This is a genomic window from Pseudoalteromonas phenolica (assembly GCF_044788725.1).
Classification (GTDB): Bacteria; Pseudomonadota; Gammaproteobacteria; order Enterobacterales; family Alteromonadaceae; genus Pseudoalteromonas; species Pseudoalteromonas phenolica_C.
Map to the genome: position 1 here is coordinate 2,491,102 of NZ_CP173161.1, position 21,688 is coordinate 2,512,789.

The 21,688-nt window shown below is 41.1% G+C and carries 20 protein-coding genes; 4 read left to right on the top strand and 16 right to left on the bottom strand.

Annotated elements, in window-relative coordinates; genetic code table 11:
• Positions 1 to 34 precede the first annotated feature (34 nt).
• The gene (locus ACH784_RS11400) at positions 35 to 403 is read left to right on the top strand and encodes a conjugal transfer protein TraR (protein ID WP_404390279.1); all 369 of its coding nucleotides are present in this window, start codon (positions 35 to 37) and stop codon (positions 401 to 403) included.
• 40 nt (positions 404 to 443) lie between these two features.
• Here ACH784_RS11400 and ACH784_RS11405 read toward each other — a convergent pair whose 3' ends face one another.
• The 10 genes from ACH784_RS11405 to ACH784_RS11450 all read right to left on the bottom strand — a co-directional run bounded on the left by ACH784_RS11405 (position 444) and on the right by ACH784_RS11450 (position 9,858).
• Positions 444 to 1,412 carry a hypothetical protein gene (locus ACH784_RS11405; protein WP_404390281.1) on the bottom strand — a complete coding sequence of 323 codons (969 nt, stop codon included), beginning with the start codon at positions 1,410 to 1,412 and terminating at the stop codon, positions 444 to 446.
• Between the two features lie 45 nt (positions 1,413 to 1,457).
• Positions 1,458 to 2,714, bottom strand: coding sequence for a hypothetical protein (locus ACH784_RS11410; RefSeq protein WP_404390283.1), 1,257 nt, complete (start codon positions 2,712 to 2,714; stop codon positions 1,458 to 1,460).
• 14 nt (positions 2,715 to 2,728) lie between these two features.
• Positions 2,729 to 3,343 carry an energy transducer TonB gene (locus tag ACH784_RS11415; protein ID WP_404390285.1) on the bottom strand — a complete coding sequence of 205 codons (615 nt, stop codon included), beginning with the start codon at positions 3,341 to 3,343 and terminating at the stop codon, positions 2,729 to 2,731.
• On the bottom strand, positions 3,343 to 3,747 hold the full coding sequence (locus ACH784_RS11420) for a biopolymer transporter ExbD (protein WP_058030192.1): 405 nt from the start codon (positions 3,745 to 3,747) through the stop codon (positions 3,343 to 3,345). The genes ACH784_RS11415 and ACH784_RS11420 overlap by 1 nt, the downstream gene beginning before the upstream one ends.
• Before the next feature lie 14 nt (positions 3,748 to 3,761).
• A complete protein-coding gene (locus tag ACH784_RS11425) occupies positions 3,762 to 4,286 on the bottom strand; it encodes a MotA/TolQ/ExbB proton channel family protein (RefSeq protein WP_058030193.1) in 525 nt (174 codons plus the stop codon).
• Positions 4,286 to 5,650, bottom strand: coding sequence for a MotA/TolQ/ExbB proton channel family protein (locus tag ACH784_RS11430; protein WP_404390288.1), 1,365 nt, complete (start codon positions 5,648 to 5,650; stop codon positions 4,286 to 4,288). Before ACH784_RS11430 ends, ACH784_RS11425 begins: the two co-directional genes overlap by 1 nt.
• Positions 5,651 to 5,656: 6 nt before the next feature.
• Positions 5,657 to 6,427, bottom strand: a complete 771-nt coding sequence (locus ACH784_RS11435) for a DUF3450 domain-containing protein (RefSeq protein ID WP_404390290.1) — start codon at positions 6,425 to 6,427, stop codon at positions 5,657 to 5,659.
• 398 nt (positions 6,428 to 6,825) lie between these two features.
• Complete coding sequence (locus ACH784_RS11440) at positions 6,826 to 7,467, bottom strand: CatA-like O-acetyltransferase (RefSeq protein WP_404390292.1); 642 nt, start codon at positions 7,465 to 7,467, stop codon at positions 6,826 to 6,828.
• A gap of 63 nt (positions 7,468 to 7,530) precedes the next feature.
• Positions 7,531 to 8,571, bottom strand: a complete 1,041-nt coding sequence (locus ACH784_RS11445) for a Leu/Phe/Val dehydrogenase (protein WP_404390294.1) — start codon at positions 8,569 to 8,571, stop codon at positions 7,531 to 7,533.
• Positions 8,572 to 8,880: 309 nt separating this feature from the next.
• Positions 8,881 to 9,858, bottom strand: coding sequence for an aldo/keto reductase family oxidoreductase (locus ACH784_RS11450; protein ID WP_404390296.1), 978 nt, complete (start codon positions 9,856 to 9,858; stop codon positions 8,881 to 8,883).
• A gap of 100 nt (positions 9,859 to 9,958) precedes the next feature.
• On the opposite strand from ACH784_RS11450, the gene ACH784_RS11455 reads away from it, so the two are divergent.
• Complete coding sequence (locus tag ACH784_RS11455) at positions 9,959 to 10,831, top strand: LysR family transcriptional regulator (protein WP_404390298.1); 873 nt, start codon at positions 9,959 to 9,961, stop codon at positions 10,829 to 10,831.
• A gap of 13 nt (positions 10,832 to 10,844) precedes the next feature.
• On the opposite strand, the gene ACH784_RS11460 is transcribed toward ACH784_RS11455, so the two are convergent.
• From ACH784_RS11460 to ACH784_RS11480, 5 genes are all read right to left on the bottom strand, one after another.
• Positions 10,845 to 11,852 carry a zinc-binding dehydrogenase gene (locus tag ACH784_RS11460; protein ID WP_404390300.1) on the bottom strand — a complete coding sequence of 336 codons (1,008 nt, stop codon included), beginning with the start codon at positions 11,850 to 11,852 and terminating at the stop codon, positions 10,845 to 10,847.
• A gap of 13 nt (positions 11,853 to 11,865) precedes the next feature.
• Positions 11,866 to 13,284: a TolC family protein gene (locus ACH784_RS11465; RefSeq protein WP_404390302.1), complete on the bottom strand. Its 1,419-nt coding sequence runs from the start codon at positions 13,282 to 13,284 to the stop codon at positions 11,866 to 11,868.
• A 1-nt stretch (position 13,285) separates the two neighbouring features.
• Entirely contained in the window at positions 13,286 to 16,414 is a 3,129-nt protein-coding gene (locus ACH784_RS11470) for an efflux RND transporter permease subunit (RefSeq protein WP_404390304.1), read from the bottom strand.
• Between the two features lie 8 nt (positions 16,415 to 16,422).
• Positions 16,423 to 17,598, bottom strand: coding sequence for an efflux RND transporter periplasmic adaptor subunit (locus tag ACH784_RS11475; RefSeq protein ID WP_404390306.1), 1,176 nt, complete (start codon positions 17,596 to 17,598; stop codon positions 16,423 to 16,425).
• A 127-nt stretch (positions 17,599 to 17,725) separates the two neighbouring features.
• Positions 17,726 to 18,298 carry a hypothetical protein gene (locus tag ACH784_RS11480; protein ID WP_404390308.1) on the bottom strand — a complete coding sequence of 191 codons (573 nt, stop codon included), beginning with the start codon at positions 18,296 to 18,298 and terminating at the stop codon, positions 17,726 to 17,728.
• Positions 18,299 to 18,593: 295 nt separating this feature from the next.
• On the opposite strand from ACH784_RS11480, the gene ACH784_RS11485 reads away from it, so the two are divergent.
• Positions 18,594 to 18,941, top strand: a complete 348-nt coding sequence (locus ACH784_RS11485; RefSeq protein ID WP_404390310.1) for a metalloregulator ArsR/SmtB family transcription factor — start codon at positions 18,594 to 18,596, stop codon at positions 18,939 to 18,941.
• A 19-nt stretch (positions 18,942 to 18,960) separates the two neighbouring features.
• Positions 18,961 to 19,449 (top strand): tyrosine-protein phosphatase, encoded by a 489-nt coding sequence (locus ACH784_RS11490; RefSeq protein WP_404390312.1) that lies wholly within the window; start codon positions 18,961 to 18,963, stop codon positions 19,447 to 19,449.
• Here ACH784_RS11490 and ACH784_RS11495 read toward each other — a convergent pair.
• On the bottom strand, positions 19,446 to 21,608 hold the full coding sequence (locus ACH784_RS11495) for an exonuclease domain-containing protein (protein WP_404390314.1): 2,163 nt from the start codon (positions 21,606 to 21,608) through the stop codon (positions 19,446 to 19,448). The genes ACH784_RS11490 and ACH784_RS11495 overlap by 4 nt on opposite strands.
• Positions 21,609 to 21,688 lie beyond the last annotated feature (80 nt).

Genomic DNA, 21,688 nt, shown 5'->3' on the forward strand with positions numbered 1-21,688 from the left:
AAGTACCATAATGATTGCTCATAGGAGAGCGATCATGAATGCAAATCAAACTAAAGACTTTCAAAGCAAGCTAAAAATTGAATTAGACTCTGTTCGATGTGAGTTTTTGAATGAGCTTAAAGACGCACAACATGAGTTTACTGGCGAATTGGCTTCAATGTTAGAAAACTCAACACCAGGAGAGTGGATTGACTTAGCGGTCACTAAAATTAACCCAAATCAGTTTCCCCGCTTTCAGCGGCTTATGGAGCTAGAAGCTGCTTTATGTCAAATAGATATTGGCCAGTTTGGTTACTGCTGTGATTGTGAGACAAAACTAGATCTTCTGGAACTTTCAAAAGATCCGGCTAAACAACGTTGCCCGGTTTGTGAAGAGAAAAACCGTAAAAAGCTTCAGAATTAAAAGACAACCCCTGATTGGGGTTGTTCTTTCTTTAAGGTTTTTAATTATCTAGTAAAAAAGGTCTTGCAGCAGCTAAAACCGCAGCAGGCTTGAAGATGATATCTGTTAACAAGGCTTTAGCTTGAATATTATCAATCTCAAGTTTTTGAACTAAAGTAACTAAGGCTTGCTGCTCTGACCAAGCTTGATAATGAATGCCTAAGTCTACTTCAGCTAAAACCAACACTGATTTACGATATTTACTCAGCTTAGACATATCGCAGTTTTTAAATGTCGCAGGCAAATTGATATATTGCTCAATCCAATTAAGACCGGCTTCAATTTTACAGTTTTGCTTAGCAACTTCGATTAAATCGAAGTTTTCCAAGATCGTAGAATTCGTTTTTTGTTCAGAGCTTACTTTTTGTATTTTTGCTAATAGAGTAATCGGTTTCTCTACAGCTGAATAATAATAGTTTATTTTACTCTGGTACCATTCTTTACCATTAGGAAGCTGATAAAGACCCAGACGACTTCGTGGCTTATAACCCTCAAGGTATGCTTGTAAATCGTCTAGATTATCTGACTTTGAATAGTCGATTAACTGCTCTAATTCGTACCTGTTATAAAAGATTTTACTCTCTTGAGCTTCTTTTAATTTCGAAACTACTAGCTTTTGCCATGCTGCTTTTTGCGCGCTATTTAAATGCTTTGCGACATTTGTTATAGCAGGCCAAGGCAAGTAACGCTCCGGATACCTTTCTTGAATAATAAGGTATTGCAATTCAGACTGTTGTTCGGCCGTCAAAGAGGTGAATGCTACATTTTTGAGTATAAGGTGCCTATCTTTTAAATAAGCTTCACTAAATGGTAGGTATTTAACTTCGTCGACTTTCTGCTCGTTTAACAAAGCTGTATTTATTTCCTTTATGCTAAGTTGAGCTTCTGTAAAGGTTGTTTGGATTGATTTTTCTGAACAGGCCACTAACAACAAAGCTAGCAGACTTAAAATTAAATGTTTATTTATCACCTTAGATCCCAAATATAAAAAAAGCCCCTTTCGGGGCTTTTTAAATTATAAGCTTACGCCTTTACGCTGCGCTTTGTCCTTAATGAACGTTGCCCAGCCTCTTGCGAACTTACGAGTGCGAGGATCTTCTTGCGCTTTGACAATAGCTCTATAAGCTTGCTTATACTTTTCTTGGTATAAATAAGCCTCAGCTAAGTCAGAGTAAGTAGTACCCTTTTTGTCTGTGCCCAGCTCAAGCGCTTTGTTTAAACGCTCCACAGCTGCACTATACTTTTGCTCTGTAAGTAACAAGCTACCTGCTTTTCTAAATAGTTCTGCATCGTCGTCAAACTTTGCAGCTTCTTCATAGTACTTAGCAGCAGTTTGTAAGTTCTTCGCCTGGTGGAAGTAACTTGCAACCGCTGTAACGTTTTGCTTTGTACGCTTAACTTTTTCCTCTTTAATCGCTTTTTCCATAACAATGGCAGCTTTATAAGGAATATCGTTAAGTGAATAGTAACTACTTAGAATTTTATAATGGTTTTCTTTTTCAAAATAACCTTTCTCATAAGCAATTTCCATAACAGTCTGACCCTTCGAAAAGTCTTCAGTCTGCATGTAGAAAGAACCTAATTGAGTCCAGTTTTTACCATCTTCAGGGAACAACTTAATAAGTGTTTCAGCAACTTTAACTGCATTTTTGAATTGTTTTAACTCAAAATAAGCACCAATTTTAAGCATGTAATATGACTTACTTGGCTCTTTTTCAAGTTCAATTGCTTTATCTGCAGGAGCTAGTACTTTTGCATACTGTTTTAATTCCCAGTTTGCTTGAGCGATTCGAGCATAAACTTTACCGTCTTGTTCACCAGTAAAGTCCATCCAATCATTGTAAGTTTTAATCGCTTCAGAGTACTTCTGTTGGCCCATGTAAAGATCACCAAGCAGTTTGAAAAGATCGCCTTGATCTTTAAAGTTCAATACATCTGGCTTAATCGCCAATAAGATTGAATCAATTGCTTTGTTATAATCTTCTTTCTGGGCATATAAATTACCCAAATAACGGTCAACAGTTGCTTTGTCAAAGTCATTAGAAGGTTCTAACTCTTCTAATAATGCAATCGCTTCATCAAGCTGGTCGTTATTGTAAAGCTCAAAAGCTTTAACAACTTTCTTACCAGTACGCTCACCCATAATCTTTGTCTTAGCTTTCTTACGAGCTTCGATTTTAGCTGGGTCTGGTGCTGCAACAGCATTGCTGCTGCAAACACCTGTAAGCGAAATAAGTAGCGCAAGAGCTGTTGCTTTATGTAATTGCTTCATTTCTTCGCTCCTTATTAACCTTGGTTAAGCTTAAAGTCTAACTGAACTGTAAGACCTGGCTGCTTTTGAGGCTTGCCATCGATGATCTTAGGACGGTATTTCCACTTACGCAAAGCTCTAATTGCTTCACGGTTGAAAATACGCTTTGGTTCAGCATCAATAACTTCTACATCTTCAACACCACCAAGCTCATTGATAGTGAATGAAAGTTGTACCCAACCTTCTTTACCATCACGTGCCGCTTGAGTCGGATATTTTGGCTCAATACGAACGATCGGTGTTGCATCACCATCACGACCAAAGTCGCCTGGGCCACTCAGGCCTCCTGCTGTCCCACCAATGTCGATGCTAGGCATATTAAAACCAATTGCACCTGGGTTAGGGTTAGCATTGTCAGGCTGCGGCGGCTGCGGTTTAGGCGGCTGCTGCGGCGGCGGCGGAGGTGGAGGCGGAACACGTCTGCGCTCTTGAACCTCTGATTCAGGTGGATTCGTCAAAATTTCGACTACAATTTCTTCTTTTTTATCTTCAGCTCTATCTGCTCCGCCAGAGATCAGAAATGCCATAAAATAAAATAAGCCGAAAGTAACTGCCCCACCTGTTACAAGTGAAAACAGAAAACGAATCATTACTTAGCTCCAGCGATTGAGATTTTTAGTTGATCGTCAGTCGCCTTGATTTGGTCCATAACTTTTACAACCACACCATGCTTCGCGCCTTTATCAGCTTGAATAATGATAGTTTCAGTTGGTTGCTCAGCAAGGATGCTCTCAAGGTTTGCACTTACACGCTCAACGTCAACTGCGCGCTTATCCATCCAGATTTCACCGTTTTCACGGATCGCGATGAATACGTTCGCATTCTTTTTAGTTTGAGCTTGTGCAGCCTTCGGCTTTTGTACTTCAATACCAGCTTCTTTAACGAAAGAAGTTGTTACGATGAAGAAGATAAGCATGATGAATACGATGTCTAGCATCGGCGTCATATCTACTGCCGCTTCTTCTTCCTCACGAAAACGCTGTTTACGTGCCATATTAATATCTCTCTTTAGTGATGAGGCAAACTATCTACTAGCTTTTCTTTAGCCATTTTCGCTCTTGCTTCAAGGCGAGTGCTAAAGAATACACCAGATAGTGCCGCAACCATTCCTGCCATTGTTGGTATCGTTGCCATTGAAATACCCGATGCCATTAGACGAGCGTTACCAGTACCCTGAGTTGCCATCGTTTCGAAAACGCTGATCATACCCGTTACAGTACCTAGTAGGCCGATTAATGGACACATGGCTACCAATGTTTTGATAATCAACATGCGCGCTTCTAATTTTTCAGACGCTTCAGAAATCCATGCATCGCGGATTCTGTGTGCGTACCAAGACGTAGTGTCTTGGCGGGCGTCCCACTTAGCTACGATATCCGCTTTCATTTTCGGATACTCAGCTAGTAGGAACCAATAGCGCTCAATCATTAATACCCACATAAGAAAGAGTGCTATCGCGACCACGTATAAAACCTGGCCGCCTGTGCCAACAAAATCCCTGATAGATTCCCAAATCTCCATCAGGACTAGCATTAGGCTTTCTCCTTCTCCGCATGTGTAGCAACGATGCCAGCACTTTGCTCGTCAAGGATGTGTAAAACTGCTTTACTACGACCTGAAACGATTGCGTGTAATAGAATTAGAGGTAGAGCTGCGATTAGACCTAGTGCTGTTGTTACAAGCGCTAGAGAGATGTTACCAGCCATGATCTTCGGATCACCAGTACCGAATAGTGTGATTGATTCGAATGTTAAGATCATACCAACAACTGTACCAAGTAGACCTAGTAGCGGTGCGATAGCAGCTAAGATCTTGATGATGTTGATACCAGCTTCGATGCGAGGCGTTTCACGTAGAATAGCTTCGTCAAGTTTAAGCTCTAGGTTTTCAACGTCTTGGTTCTTGTTGTCGTGGTAAACTTTAAGAATACGACCAAGTGGGTTGTTTTCGTTAGGCGTATTGATGTTCTTAACCTGTGCTTTGATCTTAGCACTAACCATAAGTAGGTCTAGGAAACGAACTAACGCTAGTAACGCACCAATTGCAAGTAATGCAGTGATGATGTAACCAACTGTGTCACCCTGGTGCCAACGCTCTTCAGGAGTAGCACGTTGAGTGTTTAGACGTAAGATTGCACCACGAGCCGGGTCAACGTAGAACTTAGTGTAAGAACCAGATTGAGTAGCAAGTAGATCAGCAACGGTGTCTAAAACGAAAGAGTCAGGTTGCTTACCTAGTGGTACGATTGATTTGTTAGCTGCGTCATAAACAACATAGCCGTCTTTAGTTACTAAGTTGAAGTTACCTACACGAGTTACTTGCTTAGTATTGATTTCACCGCTTAACTCAGCTACTTGTGCTTCGAAAGTAGAAGTCTTTGCAGATTCAGTCATTTCAGTTTGGAATGCAATCCAAAGCTCTTCTAGTTCACGTGTAGTTGGTAGTTCTTTAGCAGCAGCTAGTGAACGTAAAACTTCTGCGCGTCCTGGTTTTTCAGCACTTACTAGTGAAGCTTCGATTGAACCGATAGCTTCAGACGCTGAACGACGAACAACACCGAACATCTCACCTAAAGTACCCGTTGCATTTTGAAGTTCAACTTCTTTTTCAGCTAGCGTGATTTCGTTTTGCTTAAACTGTTTGTTTAAACGGTCACCACGAGCTTTCTCAGCAGCAAGTTCACTTTTAGCTTTGTTTAAAAGAGCTTGCTTGTCAGCACGAGCTGATAAGAACTCTTGCTCACGCGCTTTGTTGATTTTGCCTTCAGAAATACGGTTTTGCTTAACTTCTTGAAGGATTTTGTCTAGTGCTTCTGTATTAGCATGTGCATTTAATGCAGCACCCGCAGAAACAGTTAACGCAGCAGCAACTGCAAAACCTTTAAATAATTTTTTCATTATTTATTACTCCGCGCCAAAGATTGGTAGTGCTAGTAGTTCAGGAGCAGCCTGACCACGTGCGATACGAATGAACGTTTTAACAGGCTTAAGATATTCTTCACCTAGCTCATCCCACTGCTTAGTTGAGTTGTTCCAAACCCAAGCGTGCTTAAGGTCGAACGACTGTGCAACGAAAGCAACACGGCCTAGACGTGCGAAGTCAACGTTAATGTTCTTACCGTTGATTTCAAGTGAACCTTGAGAAGCTGTTTGAGTTGAGCTGTAATCAGTTTCAATCGTGTAAGCTTCAAGTACTTGACGGAATTTTTCTGAAGTCGTTACTTTTGCGTTAGAAAGAAGGTCACGTAGTTTTTCAACACGGCCTAAACGAGTTTCAGTTTCAAACGGAACGTCCGCTTTGATGAATTGCTCAAGCGTATCGATCATGCGATACATCAGAGGCACAACGTCCTGTTTAGTTTTCTCAATCGTACCGATTTGGCGATTAAGTGACTCGATGTTTGCGTTTTGGTCTGCTACCAAACGCGCAACGTGGTCGTTATAAACTTTTAATAATTCTGTTTCATCAACAACACTGCGGTACTCACCGATCATCTCTTGAGTTTGACCATAAATGTTATCAATTTTTTCTTGTGATTTTTTTGCAGCCGTTTGAGTTTGCTGACCTACTTTTTGTATGTCATTCAAAGGATCTGCAATCACGTTGCTGCTTGCGAAAGCTGTTGCACCTAGAAGTGCTGTAGCTACAAGACTCTTTCTGATTTTAACAGACATAGTTCCCAACCAATTAAGTAATGTTACTTTTATAATTTTTTGCTCTTTATAAGTAGAGCTACCCTGATATCTTTTTACAGATATCAACTTTCCAATAATGCTAAATGCAAGGCCATGTGTCAACTTCACTAGTAAAACTTCTTTCCTCCATACGCATTAATATTTTTTAGAAAAAACATAATTTTAACATCACAGGCTCTAATAAATGCCGATTTCATGGTAAAAAGCGCGCAATGAACACATTGTTTTTACATTTTGTTACAGCTGAAAAACATCCTGTAACTGAAGTTTTAATTCTAGACAAATCAAAGCTAAATTACTGATATTTAACAACTAAAACTCACATTTATTTTTTTTATTTTTTTTTGGAATAAGACCAAAAACATCAGTGATAAAGGCTATTTTTCAGCCACCACATCTGCGATGACTTGATAAAAAACGTCGATGAACTGCGAAATATGCAAGCCATCCATTAAAGCATGATGTACTTCAATTGAAATTGGCATTATCCCCAGCTCTTGTTGATATTGGCCAAACACGATTTTCGGAATACCGGAGGATATTGGCGTGTGCTCAGCATGTTTAAAGCCTGTAAATTTGAACCAAGGTAAAATGGATATATATACCTGTTCTACTCGCTCAGCTGTTTCTAAAAATAGCGGATTAATCAGTGTTTTGTTTAAATGTAATTGCTTTTGTTGCTCGTAATGTTGATGAAACGCCTTTATACCATCTTGATTTTTCAGAGGTACAAACCTGAAACTTTCATCTTCTTTTAAAAACACAGTACTTAAAGCAATGTTTTCAACCTCTACAGGTTGTTCATCTACTATTCGGTATCTGATCGGGGCATACCCTGCTATTGCTTGGTGAAGACAATATAGATAACAAGCGGTGAAACTAAGTTGATTAGTTTTTGCAAAGTCGAATAACGTTTTAATTTCTAGATCGAGTACAACGTTAAAATAAGGTTGGTTGAAAGGAAGGAAAAACTTAAAGTGCTCAGCTCTGGGCCAAACCGACATATCAATTTTTTTCATAAAAAAAGGGATGTAGAATTACATCCCTCTATTAGAACAATTGCTCGCTATAATGCAAAGAGATTATAGACCGTTTGCAATAATTTCCTGTGCAAGCTCATCTGCAATAATATGCGTCGACTTTTGCTCTTCTTCTGAACGCTTGAAGATTTCTGCTAGCGTGTCATAAATACCTTCAACGTGTTTAGTCGCGTCAGCTTCGTTATAACCCGCAGGCTTAGTTTCGTAGTAAACATTAATAATACCACCAGCGTTAATAACATAATCCGGTGCATATAAAACACCCTTTTCACGTAAAATTTCACCGTGACGAGATTCTGCTAATTGGTTATTTGCACAACCCGCGATGATCTGCGCTTTTAAACGAGGAATTGTATCGTCATTTACTGTTGCACCAAGCGCACATGGCGCATACACATCAACATCTAGATCGTAAATTTCATCAATATTTACAGCAGTCGCACCAAAGTCATTTACAACTCTGTCTACTGACTCTTGATTAATATCTGTTACGAATAGTTGCGCACCCGCTTCATGTAAATATTTACATAAAGTGTAAGCTACAGCACCTAAACCTTGAACAGATACTTTAACACCATTTAGATCTTCATGACCGTGTTTATGTTTAAAGGCAGCTTTAATACCTAAGAATGTACCTAACGCAGTAAATGGAGATGGGTTACCACTTTTGCCTTCTAGGCCCATAACGTAGTTGGTTTCTTTGTGCATTGTCATCACATCACCGGTAGTGATGTTTACATCTTCAGCTGAGTAGTAAGTACCACCTAAACGCTCAAGCTGTTTACCGAAAGCTCTAAATAACGCTTCAGATTTAATTGTTTTAGCATCACCAATGATCACTGATTTGCCACCACCAAAAGGCAAACGCGCTACCGCATTTTTATATGTCATACCTTTTGATAGACGAAGTACGTCATATACAGCGTCTTCATCTTTCGCGTAATCCCACATACGGCAACCGCCAACCGCAGGACCTAACTTAGTGCTATGAACAGCAATAATTGCTTTTAAGCCAGACTCTTTATCTGAGCAAAATACAACTTGTTCATGGTTATCAAATTCAACTTGGTTAAATACAGCCACTTTTTGTTCTCCGAATTTTTTACCCTTTTAAATGGGCATAGCGCTGAAACTGCATCGACTCTATCACTATATTTATAAATTCTCTATAAATTGAGGCAATCATCCCCTTCAAATCTACAACAGCGCAAATTAAATTCAACATAAAACAAATTAAGAGAAAAATTATTCAATTAACATCAATAAAATATTTCCTTAAGTTAAAAATAGCTATTACCTGAGAAGAAAAAGCTTACGTTAACGTAAAGGTTATGTTCACTGTAAAAATTTTAATACAAAAAACCGCCTTCCGGCGGTCTTTTTGATATCCAGTTAGGGAAGCGCTTGTCCTCGGGCACTGACAAACAGGCTATACCATTCATCTCTGGTCAGCTCAAAATCGAGTGCCATGGTCGCACCTTTTATTCTATCTAAATTAGTTGTGCCAATGACAGGCTGTATATTGCTAGGATGTTTTAATAAGAATGCCAATAAAATCGCTTCTGGTGTTGCATGATGTGCTTCTGCCAATTCAAAAATGAGTTTCGTAGTTTCTCTCGTCACATTACACTCTGACTGCAAACCTTGCTCTGAGAATCGACCTTTTGCTAAACATCCCCAAGCTTGGAGTTGTACCCCCTCATTTTGACAATATTCTAAAGTACCACTTACAAAATCCACCTGATGATTGCCCGCACTGCCCACCATGACACCGTCGTTCAGCCAATCCAGCTTTCCTAAACTCATCTCGATTTGGTTTGCGATTATTGGCAGTTCAAGATGTTTCTGCATATATGAAATCTGGTGATGACTCATATTAGAAACCGCAAAATGATTGACCTTGCCTGCTGATTTTAATTCCAATAATGTCTCTGCTAACTCTTCAACTTGCATTAAGGGATCTGGTCTATGCAACATTAAAATGTCTAAGTACTCTGTATTTAAACGTCTTAAACTGCCTTCAACTGAGTGTTTGATCCACTTCTCAGAAAAGTCATACCGACCAGGTAAAACCCCTTCTTTAAAACGGATCCCGCATTTAGATTGCAGTATCATGTTTTCTCTCAGTTCAGGCTTTTTCTTTAACACTTCACCAAAAACCTGTTCAGCTTTACCGTTTCGATAGATATCAGCATGGTCGAAGAAATTAATACCATAAGCCATAGCCGCTTCAATCACAGAATGCGCTTGTGAGATGTCTTTATTCATGATCGAAGAATTATCCCACTCACCGCCTAACCCCATGCACCCGTATGCAATTCGACTAGATTGAGGATAATATTTTTGAAGTGGTAAAGTCTGTTTCGTCATCAAATCACCTTAATTTGTTTTTAGTCTCACTAGTTTATTGTTCTGTGCTATGAATAAAAGGGTATAATTAAGAAAACATTGTTTTATATAGCAAACAGTAATGATTATAAATGAACATAAACGTGTTGAGTTGCTGATGCTATTTTTAACACTAGCAGAACAACTTAGCTTTACAAAAGCCGCTGAGCAGTTAGGGATCTCTAAAGGTTATCTTTCTGAAAAAATAAAACAGCTTGAGACCCATTTAAAAACGCCTTTAGTTATCAGAACAACGCGTAGTGTCAAACTTACCGCTCAAGGTGTTCACGTTTATGAACAAGCATTGCGAATAAGAACCCAGTTGTTTGATATCGAAAAAACCACTGACTCACAACAAGTTGCTGGGGTTATAAGACTCACTGCACCAAAAATGTTTGCGAGCAACTTTCTTTTCGACATTTGCCATAAGTTTAAACAACAGCACCCGAATATTGAGTTTGTAATTAATTCAAGCTACCGAACGTTTAATTTAAACCAACAAGATTTTGATTTGGCTTTTCGTGCCACCTCATCACCGCCAGATAACATGGTTGCCAATAAGCTGTTCGACTATGAGCATATCATTGTTGCCTCACCGAGATATCTGAAATCAAGTGCCTCAATAGACTCGCTTGTTGACTTAGAAAACCACCAATGCCTGACAGTAACTGAGCAAACCATCTGGCCTTTTATTTCCCAGCAAGTAAGCGTCAATGGTTGGCTATCTAGTAACGATAACCACATGTTAAAGCGCTCCGCCCAACAAGGCGCGGGGCTTTTCAGGGTCGCGAATTATTTCGTTAAAGATGAGCTAGATTCTGATCAGCTCGTTGAAGTGTTACAACAAGAAAAAATAAAAAACAGTGGCGGGCTTTATATGCTCTACCCTCAGCTCATTTACCCGCCTTATAAACTGAGAGTATTTATCGACTTTGTAAAAGCTTATTTTGGATAAGCTTTTACAAATATTAAATAATTTTAACAACCGGTCGCCTGATGCAGGTTTGGTTCAAAAGGCACTGTAACGTGTCTTTGACTTTTTCGGCGTTAAACTCTATCAACTCTATTTCTGGTGCTTGTATGACTCCACTCTCAATGTCTTTTAAAAGTGTCTCGCCCATAAAACATAAATGCTGCTGTGCGCATAAACTATTTGCTAACCAAGCCCCCGCTATCGACACTACGCCAATATTAGGCGCTTTTTCGAATAGTAACTCATCTGGGATCGCAGAAAACCCATTTAGACAAGCTATACGCCCACAGAATCTCAGTTTTTGAATATCTTGAACGACACTTTCTTTGCCGATTGTGTTGATCACACAATCAAAGCCATCAGGGCCAATTTCGTGCTTTATTTGCGCACAGATTGCATCGTCTTTTTTACTACAATCAAACACAAAGTCAGCACCCAGTTTTTTCAAACGTTTATGATGCACCTTTTGAGCAAACGTAAATACTTGTGCTCCCTGTTTCTTTGCATACTGGATCGCAAAATGAGCCACTGCGCCTTGCGCACTATTTATTGCGAGTGTGTCCCCTTCTTGCAGCTTAATTTTTTCAAGTGCAAGTAATGCCGCCATACCCGAATTTGGCAATGCCACAGCTAATTCACTTTCAATTTGCTGTGGTAACTCAGAAACCGCATGATTTGGCATAACAGTAAATTGCTTTAGCATGCCTTGCTGGGCAAGGTTCGCATGAAATAAAACCCGTGCGCCTTTAGCCGGAAATACTCCTTTTGGTGCATCAACAACCGTACCCACAGCATCCGAGCCCAAAATATGCGGATATTGCCACTGGCTAAAGCCTTTTACAGCAAAGCTGGCATCCAAATGATTTAATGCGACATACTCTACTTTTATCAATAGCTCATTGCCTCTAGGAGTAGGCAAATCGAGCTGTGTCATTTCCAAATCGAAGTCAGCCCCATGTTGGCGTAACTCCAATGCATTCATTTTGTTGTTATCCTTGTACATGAGGCCTCCTCTTTTAAAGGTTAGATACTAATTGTGATGACCAGCCACCGCTCAATTGGCTATATGCTGCAACAGAAGCACTTAACCACTGGTTGCGGATCAACACTTGGCTGCGCTCAGCACTGAGCACGTCTTGTCTTGCTGCAAGTAAATCAAGGTAGGCTAATTGCCCTTCTTGATATCCTGCTTCAGCTTGTTGATAGGCAGCACGCGCGGCTTTTACAGTTTGCGTAGAGAGTGCAAACTGCTGCTGAGCATGTTGCAGCGCACGCAAAGACAATTCGGTTTGCGACAATGCATCGGTCAAAGTTTGCTTATAACTGTGATAGCTTGCTTCTGACAATGCAGTTTGAGCGTCAAGTTGAGCTAATAACTGCGGGTAACTGAATAAAGACCAATTGATGCTTGGCGCAACTTGCCAATTCGATTGGGTATTATTGAAGTTCATACCCGGTATATTTAATACGCCAGCAAAGGCCGATAGACTAATATCAGGATAAAGCGCACGCTCTGCACTTTGTGCCAAATAACCTTGTTGATGCACCTTAGCCATCGCTGAACGAATATCACCGCGTTGCATGAGTGCGTCATCTGCCGATTGCACATTTACTGTTAAATTAAGCGCATCGTAGTCTGTTTGACTCAATACAGTAAAACTAAGTTCATCGGCACGTTTATCGGTTAATGCACTTAGAATTTGCTCAACTTGGGCAAGCTCAACACCAATTTGAGGCAATCGTTGCTTGAGCTCATAGTACTGCACACGTGTTCTATTTAACTCGAGCTCAGTCGCTATGCCCTCTTCAATACGCACTTGAATGATTTCCATCGAGTCTTCGAGCGCTTTTAATTGGTTAAGGGTTAATGCTTGTTGCTGTTGTAAGTTCTGCCATTGTAAAAAGCTACGAACAGACGTGCTAACCAGCTCAGTCACTAACTGCTGATATTGCGCTTGGCTATCAACTGCAACCGCTTCAGCTGCTGAAGTAAGTGCTGCAATGCGACCCGACAAATCCAGTTGCCAATTCACGTTACCACCGGCGGCGGCTGAACTCACAACATCTGCGTTTGGGTTTGAACTGCTAGGCGTATTAGAACGGTTACCAGATACCGCTAAGCCACCTTGCGGCAAATTTGCGCGTTGCTGCATTGATAACCCAGCAAGGGCGGCGCGCAAACGCGCCATTGAAGCTTTTAAATTTTGGTTTTTGTCCAATACATCAACCACAAGTTGGTCTAACTCAGCGATGTTCAGTTGCTGCCACCAGTTTTGTTCGCTTTGTTTCGCCACTTCAGATAACAACACATGTGTGCTTAACGCATTGCTGAAGGTTTGCGACGTGTGCTGTGCTTGGTCAATATTTGGGGCACTTGCACATCCTGACAACACAGCCAGAGCAATGCCCGATAACGTCATTTTAAATACGCGCATTTTATTGCTCCTTAGCCGTTACTAGACGATAGAATACTGGCGTGAATAACAAGCCAAATACCGTTACACCAATCATGCCGAAGAATACGGCATTACCCATTGCTTGACGCATTTCAGCCCCTGCGCCTGACGCCAGTACCAGAGGTACTACACCTGCCGTAAAGGCTATCGATGTCATCAGTATTGGACGAAGACGTAAACGACACGCTTCAATGATCGCCTCTAGATGCGTTGCACCTTGTAAGTGCTTATCTCTGGCAAATTCGACCATTAAGATTGCATTCTTAGAAGCCAGCGCAACCAGTACAATCAAAGCAATTTGCGTAAAGATATTATTATCGCCACCGAGCATGTAAACACCTGCCAGCGCTGAGAAAATCGTCATTGGTACAATTAAAATAATCGACAATGGCAAACGTAGGCTTTCATATTGCGCTGCCAATACCATGAAGACCAATACAACCACCAGTGGGAATACATACACCATGGTATTACCCGCTAAGATCTGTTGATACGTCACTTCAGTCCACTCATAGGTGATCCCTTCTGGCAGTGTTTTTGCCAGTACCGCTTCAATGGCTTGTTGCGCTTGGTCTGAGCTATAACCCGGTGCAGGACTACCGTTCAATTCAGCGGTAACATAACCGTTATAGTGCATCACACGATCAGGACCTGTGGTTTCTTCTACAGTCACAACAGAACCTAGAGGCACCATAAGGCCTGCAGCATTACGCACTTTTAAGTTGTTGATCTGCTCTTTTTTCGACCTAAACTTCGCTTCAGCTTGCGCTTTTACTTGATAAGTACGGCCAAACATATTGAAGTCATTCACGTATGCAGAACCTAAATAGACTTGTAGTGCGTTGAATACTTCGTCTAACGGAATACCTTGAATTAGCGCTTGCTCACGGTCAATGTTAATGTCCATTTGCGGTACTTGAATTCTAAAGCTTGAATATAAGCCCATGAGTGCTGGATCTTTTTGTGCAGCACCAATGGTTGATTGCAGTGCAGCAAATAGTGCTTCAAACCCTTGGTTACTCCTGTCTTCAATTTGAAGTTTAAAGCCACCCGTTGTGCCTAACCCCAGAATTGGCGGTGGTGGGAATACAGCCACAAACGCTTCATCAATGGCAGCAAAACGTTGGTTTAATTGCATTGCAATGGCAAAAGCCGACAAGCTTGGGTCATTACGTTCGCTAAAATCATCCAGTGGCGTGAACACAATGCCGCTATTGGTGCTGTTGGTGAAGCCATTGACCGATAAACCAGGGAAAGCAACCGTATGCGCAACGCCCGGTACTTCAAGGGCGATCTCTTGCATCTGCTTAATTACTTCTTCAGTTCTATCAAGGCTTGCCGCATCTGGCAGTTGTGCCACTGCAACTAAATATTGCTTATCTTGCTGAGGAATAAAGCCACCCGGAACAGAGTTAAATAAGCCAATAGTTGAGCCAACCAGAGCAAGATACACTACACCGACAACCACACTCATACGGATCAGCTTTTTCACGACTTTTTCGTAGCCTTGTGCGCCTTTATCAAATAAGCGATTGAATGGTTTGAATAACCAAGTACCGAATAACGCGTTCAGTAGTTTTGTCAGCTTATCTTGTGGTGCATCATGTGGCTTTAATAAAATTGCCGACAATGCAGGTGATAAAGTTAATGAGTTAAACGCTGAAATAAGCGTTGAAATTGTAATGGTTAATGCAAACTGCTTATAAAACTGTCCTGAAAGACCGGTAATAAACGCAGTAGGGATGAAAACCGCACACAGTACAAACGCAATCGCAATAATTGGCCCTGTTACTTCGCTCATAGCGATTTTAGTGGCTTCAAATGGGCTATGACCATCGGCAATATTACGCTCAACGTTTTCAACCACAACAATGGCATCATCCACAACAATACCGATTGCCAAAACAAGACCAAACAGCGACAAGGTATTAATAGACACGCCTAGTAATTGCATGATGGCAAAAGTACCCACCAGTGAAACTGGCACAGCAATTAGAGGAATAATAGAGGCACGCCAAGTTTGTAAGAACAACACTACGACTACAACAACCAATAAAATCGCTTCAGCTAGGGTTGCAATCACGGCATCGATTGAGCCGCGAACGAAAACTGTTGGATCATAAGCAATTTCATACGTCATGCCTGCAGGGAAATCTTGCTGCAAACGTGCCATAGTTTCACGAACGTCATCTGACAGCTGAATTGCGTTTGAGCCAGGGCGCTGGAATACCGGCATCGCGAGTGCTGGCTGGTTATCTAGCATAGCTCGCAATGCGTAGTTCTCTTGACCCAGTTCAATTTTAGCGATGTCTTTAAGACGCGTAAGCTGACCGTTTTCACCCACTTTGATAATGACTTGCTCAAATTCTTCTATGCTTTCTAAACGCCCTTTTACGTTTAACAGAATTTGGAACTGATTTTCTTCAGGCGAAGGTTGTGCACCTAAAGAACCCGCTGCCACTTGTTGGTTTTGCGTGCGCAAAGCGCCCATTACATCTGTCGCTGTGAGGTTACGAGCCGCTAATGCATCTGGATTTAACCACACACGCATTGAATATTTTGAGCCACCAAATAGCTGTAAGTCACCCACACCCGGTAAACGCTTAAGCTCATCTTTGATATAAATATCAGCATAGTTGGCCATATAAGCGGTATCTTGAGCGCCATCAGGTGAAACCAAGTGCACCACCATCGCCAAGTTTGGTGACGACTTTTGTGCCGTCACACCTAAGCGCTGTACTTCTTGTGGTAAACGCGGCAAGGCGTTATTAACTCGGTTTTGCACCTGTACTTGCGCTTGGTCAAGATCAGTCCCCAGTGCAAATGTCACCGTTAAGGTTAAACGACCATCACTGGTAGCTTGAGACGAGTGATAAAGCATATTCTCTAAGCCATTGAGCTCTTGCTCAAGGGGCGTTGCAACTGTTTGTGAGATAACTTTCGGGTTAGCACCCGGATACGTTGCGTTTACCACAACCGTAGGTGGAACGACTTCTGGATACTCACTTACTGGTAGCTGAAACAATGAGATTGCTCCAGTGATCACGAAGATCAGAGAGAGCATGGCCGCGAATATGGGCCTTGAGATAAAAAAGTGTGAAAAGTTCATAATACTCTCTACTTCGCTGCGCTAACTAATAAATCATTTGAGGTATTTGTAGACTTAAGAACAAACTGAGTATTCTCAAAATTAAATGCCACCTTATTCGGTGTAATTGGCATACCCGGACCAACGCGTGCAGGACCATTTACTGCAATACGGTCGCCACGTACTAAACCGCTTTTGATGGCACGGTACGCCCCGTAGCGCTCACCAAGCTCAACCAAGCGATATTGCAAGGTGTTATTTTCATCCACAGTTAAAACAAAGCGGTTTTTGAGATCGGTACCAATTGCGCGCTCCGGTACAATTGCCAAGGTTTTTGGCGTTTGTGCAGCCATTGAAATACGTGCAAAGGCACCCGGCTTTAAGTTATGCGCTTGCGCGTCAAAAACTGCACGAACACGCAACGTACCAGTTGTTGGGTTGATTTCGTTATCAATAAAGTCGACTTTACCTGCAATTGGCTGTTGGCTATTAATACGTTGTAACTGCACCATCACGCCAGTATCTGCGTTCATGCCAGCAAACTGCTTGCTCCATGTGCGTTCGTCTATGTCAAAATACGCATAAACCAAGTCATCAGAAACAATGGTTGTTAGGGCTGTATCACCGGCACTCACATAGTTACCTTGAGTAACATCTGCACGAGAAATAACACCGCTAATTGGCGCTGTTACTTGGCTAAACTCCAGGTCTAATTGCGCTTTTTCAAGCTGAGCAGCAATGGCATTTTTGTTTGCAATGGCACGGCGCAAAGTCACGTCACGTTGATCTGCTTGCTCTGTCGACATGGCATTTTTAGCAACCAAACGTTGTGCACGTTCTGCCTCGCCTTGCGCTTGGCTTAATGCTGCTTCTGCACTTACAAGTTGTGCTTTCAAGCTTTCAACCTGAGTTGCAAATGGACGAGGGTCAATGCTAAAAAGTAATTGACCCTTTTCTACTCGCTCACCTTCTTTGAATGCCATGCTTTTGAGTTGACCAGATACGCGTGGTTTAAGCACAACACGTTCAGGTGCTTCTAAGCGAGTCGTGAACGTATGCCAAGACTGAACTTCTTCTAATTGAACGTTAGCCACATCAATAGTTAATGGCGGCGGTTGTTGGCCTTGTTGTGCATTCGATTGACCACAGCCACTCAGCACTAAGGCTAAAGCAACTGCGCTAAGTGTATAGCTAAGTTTGTTCATGACATTCTCCGATAAAAGTGATTAATGTGATCGTACGGAGAATATCTGTGCAGAAAAATACGCAATTCTTAAAAACATTAGTGCCAATATGGCACCAATAATATTATTCAGTCATTAAAAACCTGTTCTAATCGGACTTCATGTCAAAATTATGCTTTTTGGATTGCTGAGAAATAAAATCAAAGACTGCGTCTTCATCTATCTCGAATTCGCGAGCTTCAAAAGAGCATGAATGTTGACTGTTATGTGTTTCAAAGAAATAAGCCTGATGAGACTTATTCACTGAGCAAATTACACTGCGAACATTTGACCAAAGTAGATAGTGCTCAGCTTCACCAAGCTTTAGACTGACACCTTGTTTATCAAGGCGTAAATAATCGTCTTTATGTCGCTGATACTTACGCCTTTGCAGTAAATAGGTAAAAGGCGTTGCTACCAAGATAAAAGGCGCAAGAAAAAGTTTAGCTTTATCTATTCCTTCAGTGAACAGCAACCATGTGAAATATGCCATGGAAATAAATATGGCAACGCTCCCTATCAGATTGTTATTTGGCCGCTTTGCTGTAAGAACCGTTTCTTCAGACCAAGTTTTAAGTCGTAACTCCAACGCTTTAACCCGCTCAGGGTAGGCTTCTTTATCAATACTTTCTAAAGCCTCAAGTAATTCCCTGTAAGTGTAATGCGTATAGTCTGGTTCCATACATCACCCCAAAGTTTGAATTCAATATACAATAATTGAAATATCCATCATTTTCATCTACTTATTTATCAATTAATAGCAATTGGAACTGTTCGCACTTGAGTTTTTGAGCTCATTTCATTCCATGCAGACATAAACTGACTGCATTTATCAGTAAAATCTTGCTGGAAAACACAATTGAATATATGATTTTTCATATATTCAATTTTCGCTCAAATAAAAGCGCACTTTGTTTTAGCAAGCTTCTTAATAAAACGAACGAGTTAAAGCTTGCTATCCAAGGCTTAGGAAAATTATGGAACCTGTACAATTTTATAAATGTCTTGCAGATGAAACTCGCTTGAAAAGCCTGCTTCTTATAGAGAAAGAGCAAGAGCTGTGTGTCTGTGAATTAATGGCAGCACTTGAAGAAAGCCAACCCAAAATATCGCGCCATTTAGCACAGCTCAGAAAGTGCGGATTACTTACCGACAAGCGTCAGGGTCAATGGGTCTTTTATAGCATTAATAGCGAACTTCCTGAGTGGGCTAAAACTGTACTGAGCAGCACCACGGAAAATAACCCTAACTTTTTAGCAAATGATTTAGCTCGCTTAAATAAAATGGGTGACAGGCCTACCCGTGTTTCAGCTTGTTGCCCATAAATTGTAGATAGGAAAGATTATGTCTTTACATCCATTTGATAAATTAACCGTAAAAAACGACATTAGTTTTTTGTTCACACCTTGCCCAGGAATAAAAGACGCGAGTTTGGTCGACTCTGTATCGCAATTGAAAGCGGCTGGTGCCAGTGGCATTGTGACGCTGATGTCAGATGAAGAGCTTGAAGAGAATAATGCCTCTTCGCTCGGTGAAGTCTGTACTAACCAAGACATCACTTGGTTTCAATTGCCAATTTCTGATGATAAAGGGCCGGATGAACGATTTTTGGATGCTTGGCATAAGCAAAAATCGGCGCTGCTAACTTTACTGAATACCCATGCAACTGTCGCAGTACATTGCAAAGGAGGCTCTGGTCGCACAGGCTTAATGATAGCCATTTTGCTCGTTGAGCTGGGCTACAGCAAAGCTGAAGCAAAAGAAAAAGTGCAAGCAATGCGCCCTAAGGCACTCAGCAAGCCTGATCAAGTTGCATTTTTTGAACGTTATTAACTTAAATCAGACTCTTTTTGGCGTATTTGATTAATCATAATAAACAACTCAGCGGTAGCCATCGCATCATTTAATGCGCGGTGGTGACCGACAAGGCTAATATCCAGATCTTTGCAAATATTGCCTAAAGAGTATGATTTATGCCCCGGAATGAACTTACGGCCTAATGACACAGTACATAGCTTTGCGCGCTTGTAATACATGCCGCAACGTGCAAACTCAGCGCGAATAAACCCCATATCAAAATTCACGTTATGGGCAACAAATATACACCCCCTTGTAAATGATTCTATGTGCTCAGCAATCTCAACAAACTCTGGCGCATCGCGAACCATCTGATTATCAATGCCTGTTAATTCGGTAATGTATTTAGGAATGTGTTTGTTCGGATTAACTAATGAGCTCCAATGCTCAACAATCTCTTCACCAATGACTTTGACCATTGCGACTTCGGTAATACGCTCATATTCTTTTTTACCTCCCGTGGTTTCTACGTCGATGATCACATATGGCTGGGCGGGATCGATTTGCCACTCAACTTTTTTAATCGAGACATCAAAGCCTGCTTTTAATAACTGGTTCATGGTCACCAGTTGATTGCGCCTTAAACTGTCACCCGGTGCTTTTACTTCGACACAAAACAACTCTGTGCCTTTAACACAAATAAGATCTGGGTAGCCGTCTTTTAGCCCTTTATAGTTTTTTGCCATGGCTCGAAGATGCGCACAAAGCGCATCAATGGGTGCATGCTTTACCAATAATGAGAGCTCATCAAACAGACTTTCATACCAAGCAATAAAACCATTAGGCTTGCCATAGTGCGCCGTGGTTTGTTTTAGCAACCAAGTGTATAAATCATGATTACTCGAAAAACTAGCTAAACGCTTTTCAATATTTTCTGCAAATATGTCGTAAAAGATATTTTCTTTTATAGGTTTAGGTAGTCGAGAAAATTCATTACTCAATCCACTGAGTTCATGTTCATAAAGTTCGGGCCAAAATGTTAAACAAAATAGTGCACGCCAGATAGTATTCTCGCAGTGGATCCCTGTGATCCCTTGGCGAGCAAAGTTATCTATCAGCCCCTGCTCCGGAGAGCCTACAAATGCTTCATCTAACGGGATAGCCTCACCTGCACTTCTGAGCATATCAGTTAAGATTGAAGTACGTTCAGAACCAAACTTTCTTCTTGAAAAGTCCTCGGCAAAAATTAATAAGCCTTCATCCGCTGAGTGTTCAATAATATCGTCAAGCTTTTGCTTACATGCCTCTATATCGCCCTGAGAATATAAAGTTCTCACTAACTTTTCTTGCGCACTGACATGACCACTAAGCGTCATTAATTGTGTAGCAAGCTGTGTATGCTCTGGCAGACAAAACACGGCGAGTTTATAGGTCAAAGTGTTATATTTAGATTCGGCGTGAAAGCCCGTTGGTTGTGGAGAATCATAGCTTGCAAGGGTGTGTGCCAATGTCAGTTTTTCATCGTCACTTAATGTTTTTAAAGATTGTAGTAATTTAGAGAAATGAAAAGCAGTTTGTGCTTCTTCTAGCTCGTCAAAATGGGCGTTTATTTGTGTATTCGCTTTTTCATGTACATTCAAAACACCTAGGTCGCGCATTGAAAACTGCGAAAGCGTGCCACCCAATTTGCCAAAATAAACAAATAAGCAAAGCTCAAAAATAGGCTTAAAATCAGAATACACATAACGATTAAACACCGAGCATTGTTGCGCATTAATATGCTGCACTTGCTGCAAGACCGCCTCTACCCAAGCTTGCTTTTTCGCAGATTTAACGGGCGTGCTCTCAAGATTTGAATTGATACATACTTGCTGAAGATCTTGTTTTTTCAGCTCTTTAATTAACTCATGAGGTGGTTTATGAATTGCAAACTTAACTAGCTCAGCGTCAAGTAGCTCTCTGAGAGCCTGCTCAATATCTGTTATTTCGTCGTAGTTTAAGTGCGCTTTAAAAACAAACTCACTTTTTCTATTTACGATACGCAATAACAAACACAGCGCTGATTCATTTAACAAAGACAATTTTTTTAATTGCAGCCGTTGACTATCAGTGAATAGATGCATACTTGTCGAGCGCAAGAAACTCATTAATTCATTGAAATGTGACAAGTAATACTTTTCAGGTAGGGTTTTCATAACAAACAACAACTGTATATCAATACAGTTATCATATTTCAGATGCTCTGAGCTGTCCAGTTACTGTCTAGTTACCGTTC

What these genes read in the sequence shown, in the direction of transcription:
- ACH784_RS11410 (WP_404390283.1), bottom strand. Translation starts at nt 2,714, where the DNA reads ATGAAGCAATTACATAAAGCAACAGCTCTTGCGCTACTTATTTCGCTT.
- ACH784_RS11475 (WP_404390306.1), bottom strand. Translation starts at nt 17,598, where the DNA reads ATGAACAAACTTAGCTATACACTTAGCGCAGTTGCTTTAGCCTTAGTG.
- ACH784_RS11430 (WP_404390288.1), bottom strand. Translation starts at nt 5,650, where the DNA reads ATGAAAAAATTATTTAAAGGTTTTGCAGTTGCTGCTGCGTTAACTGTT.
- ACH784_RS11490 (WP_404390312.1), top strand. Translation starts at nt 18,961, where the DNA reads ATGTCTTTACATCCATTTGATAAATTAACCGTAAAAAACGACATTAGT.
- ACH784_RS11435 (WP_404390290.1), bottom strand. Translation starts at nt 6,427, where the DNA reads ATGTCTGTTAAAATCAGAAAGAGTCTTGTAGCTACAGCACTTCTAGGT.
- ACH784_RS11460 (WP_404390300.1), bottom strand. Translation starts at nt 11,852, where the DNA reads ATGTACAAGGATAACAACAAAATGAATGCATTGGAGTTACGCCAACAT.
- ACH784_RS11465 (WP_404390302.1), bottom strand. Translation starts at nt 13,284, where the DNA reads ATGCGCGTATTTAAAATGACGTTATCGGGCATTGCTCTGGCTGTGTTG.
- ACH784_RS11425 (WP_058030193.1), bottom strand. Translation starts at nt 4,286, where the DNA reads ATGCTAGTCCTGATGGAGATTTGGGAATCTATCAGGGATTTTGTTGGC.
- ACH784_RS11450 (WP_404390296.1), bottom strand. Translation starts at nt 9,858, where the DNA reads ATGACGAAACAGACTTTACCACTTCAAAAATATTATCCTCAATCTAGT.
- ACH784_RS11470 (WP_404390304.1), bottom strand. Translation starts at nt 16,414, where the DNA reads ATGAACTTTTCACACTTTTTTATCTCAAGGCCCATATTCGCGGCCATG.
- ACH784_RS11455 (WP_404390298.1), top strand. Translation starts at nt 9,959, where the DNA reads ATGATTATAAATGAACATAAACGTGTTGAGTTGCTGATGCTATTTTTA.
- ACH784_RS11480 (WP_404390308.1), bottom strand. Translation starts at nt 18,298, where the DNA reads ATGGAACCAGACTATACGCATTACACTTACAGGGAATTACTTGAGGCT.
- ACH784_RS11420 (WP_058030192.1), bottom strand. Translation starts at nt 3,747, where the DNA reads ATGGCACGTAAACAGCGTTTTCGTGAGGAAGAAGAAGCGGCAGTAGAT.
- ACH784_RS11415 (WP_404390285.1), bottom strand. Translation starts at nt 3,343, where the DNA reads ATGATTCGTTTTCTGTTTTCACTTGTAACAGGTGGGGCAGTTACTTTC.
- ACH784_RS11400 (WP_404390279.1), top strand. Translation starts at nt 35, where the DNA reads ATGAATGCAAATCAAACTAAAGACTTTCAAAGCAAGCTAAAAATTGAA.
- ACH784_RS11485 (WP_404390310.1), top strand. Translation starts at nt 18,594, where the DNA reads ATGGAACCTGTACAATTTTATAAATGTCTTGCAGATGAAACTCGCTTG.
- ACH784_RS11440 (WP_404390292.1), bottom strand. Translation starts at nt 7,467, where the DNA reads ATGAAAAAAATTGATATGTCGGTTTGGCCCAGAGCTGAGCACTTTAAG.
- ACH784_RS11495 (WP_404390314.1), bottom strand. Translation starts at nt 21,608, where the DNA reads ATGAAAACCCTACCTGAAAAGTATTACTTGTCACATTTCAATGAATTA.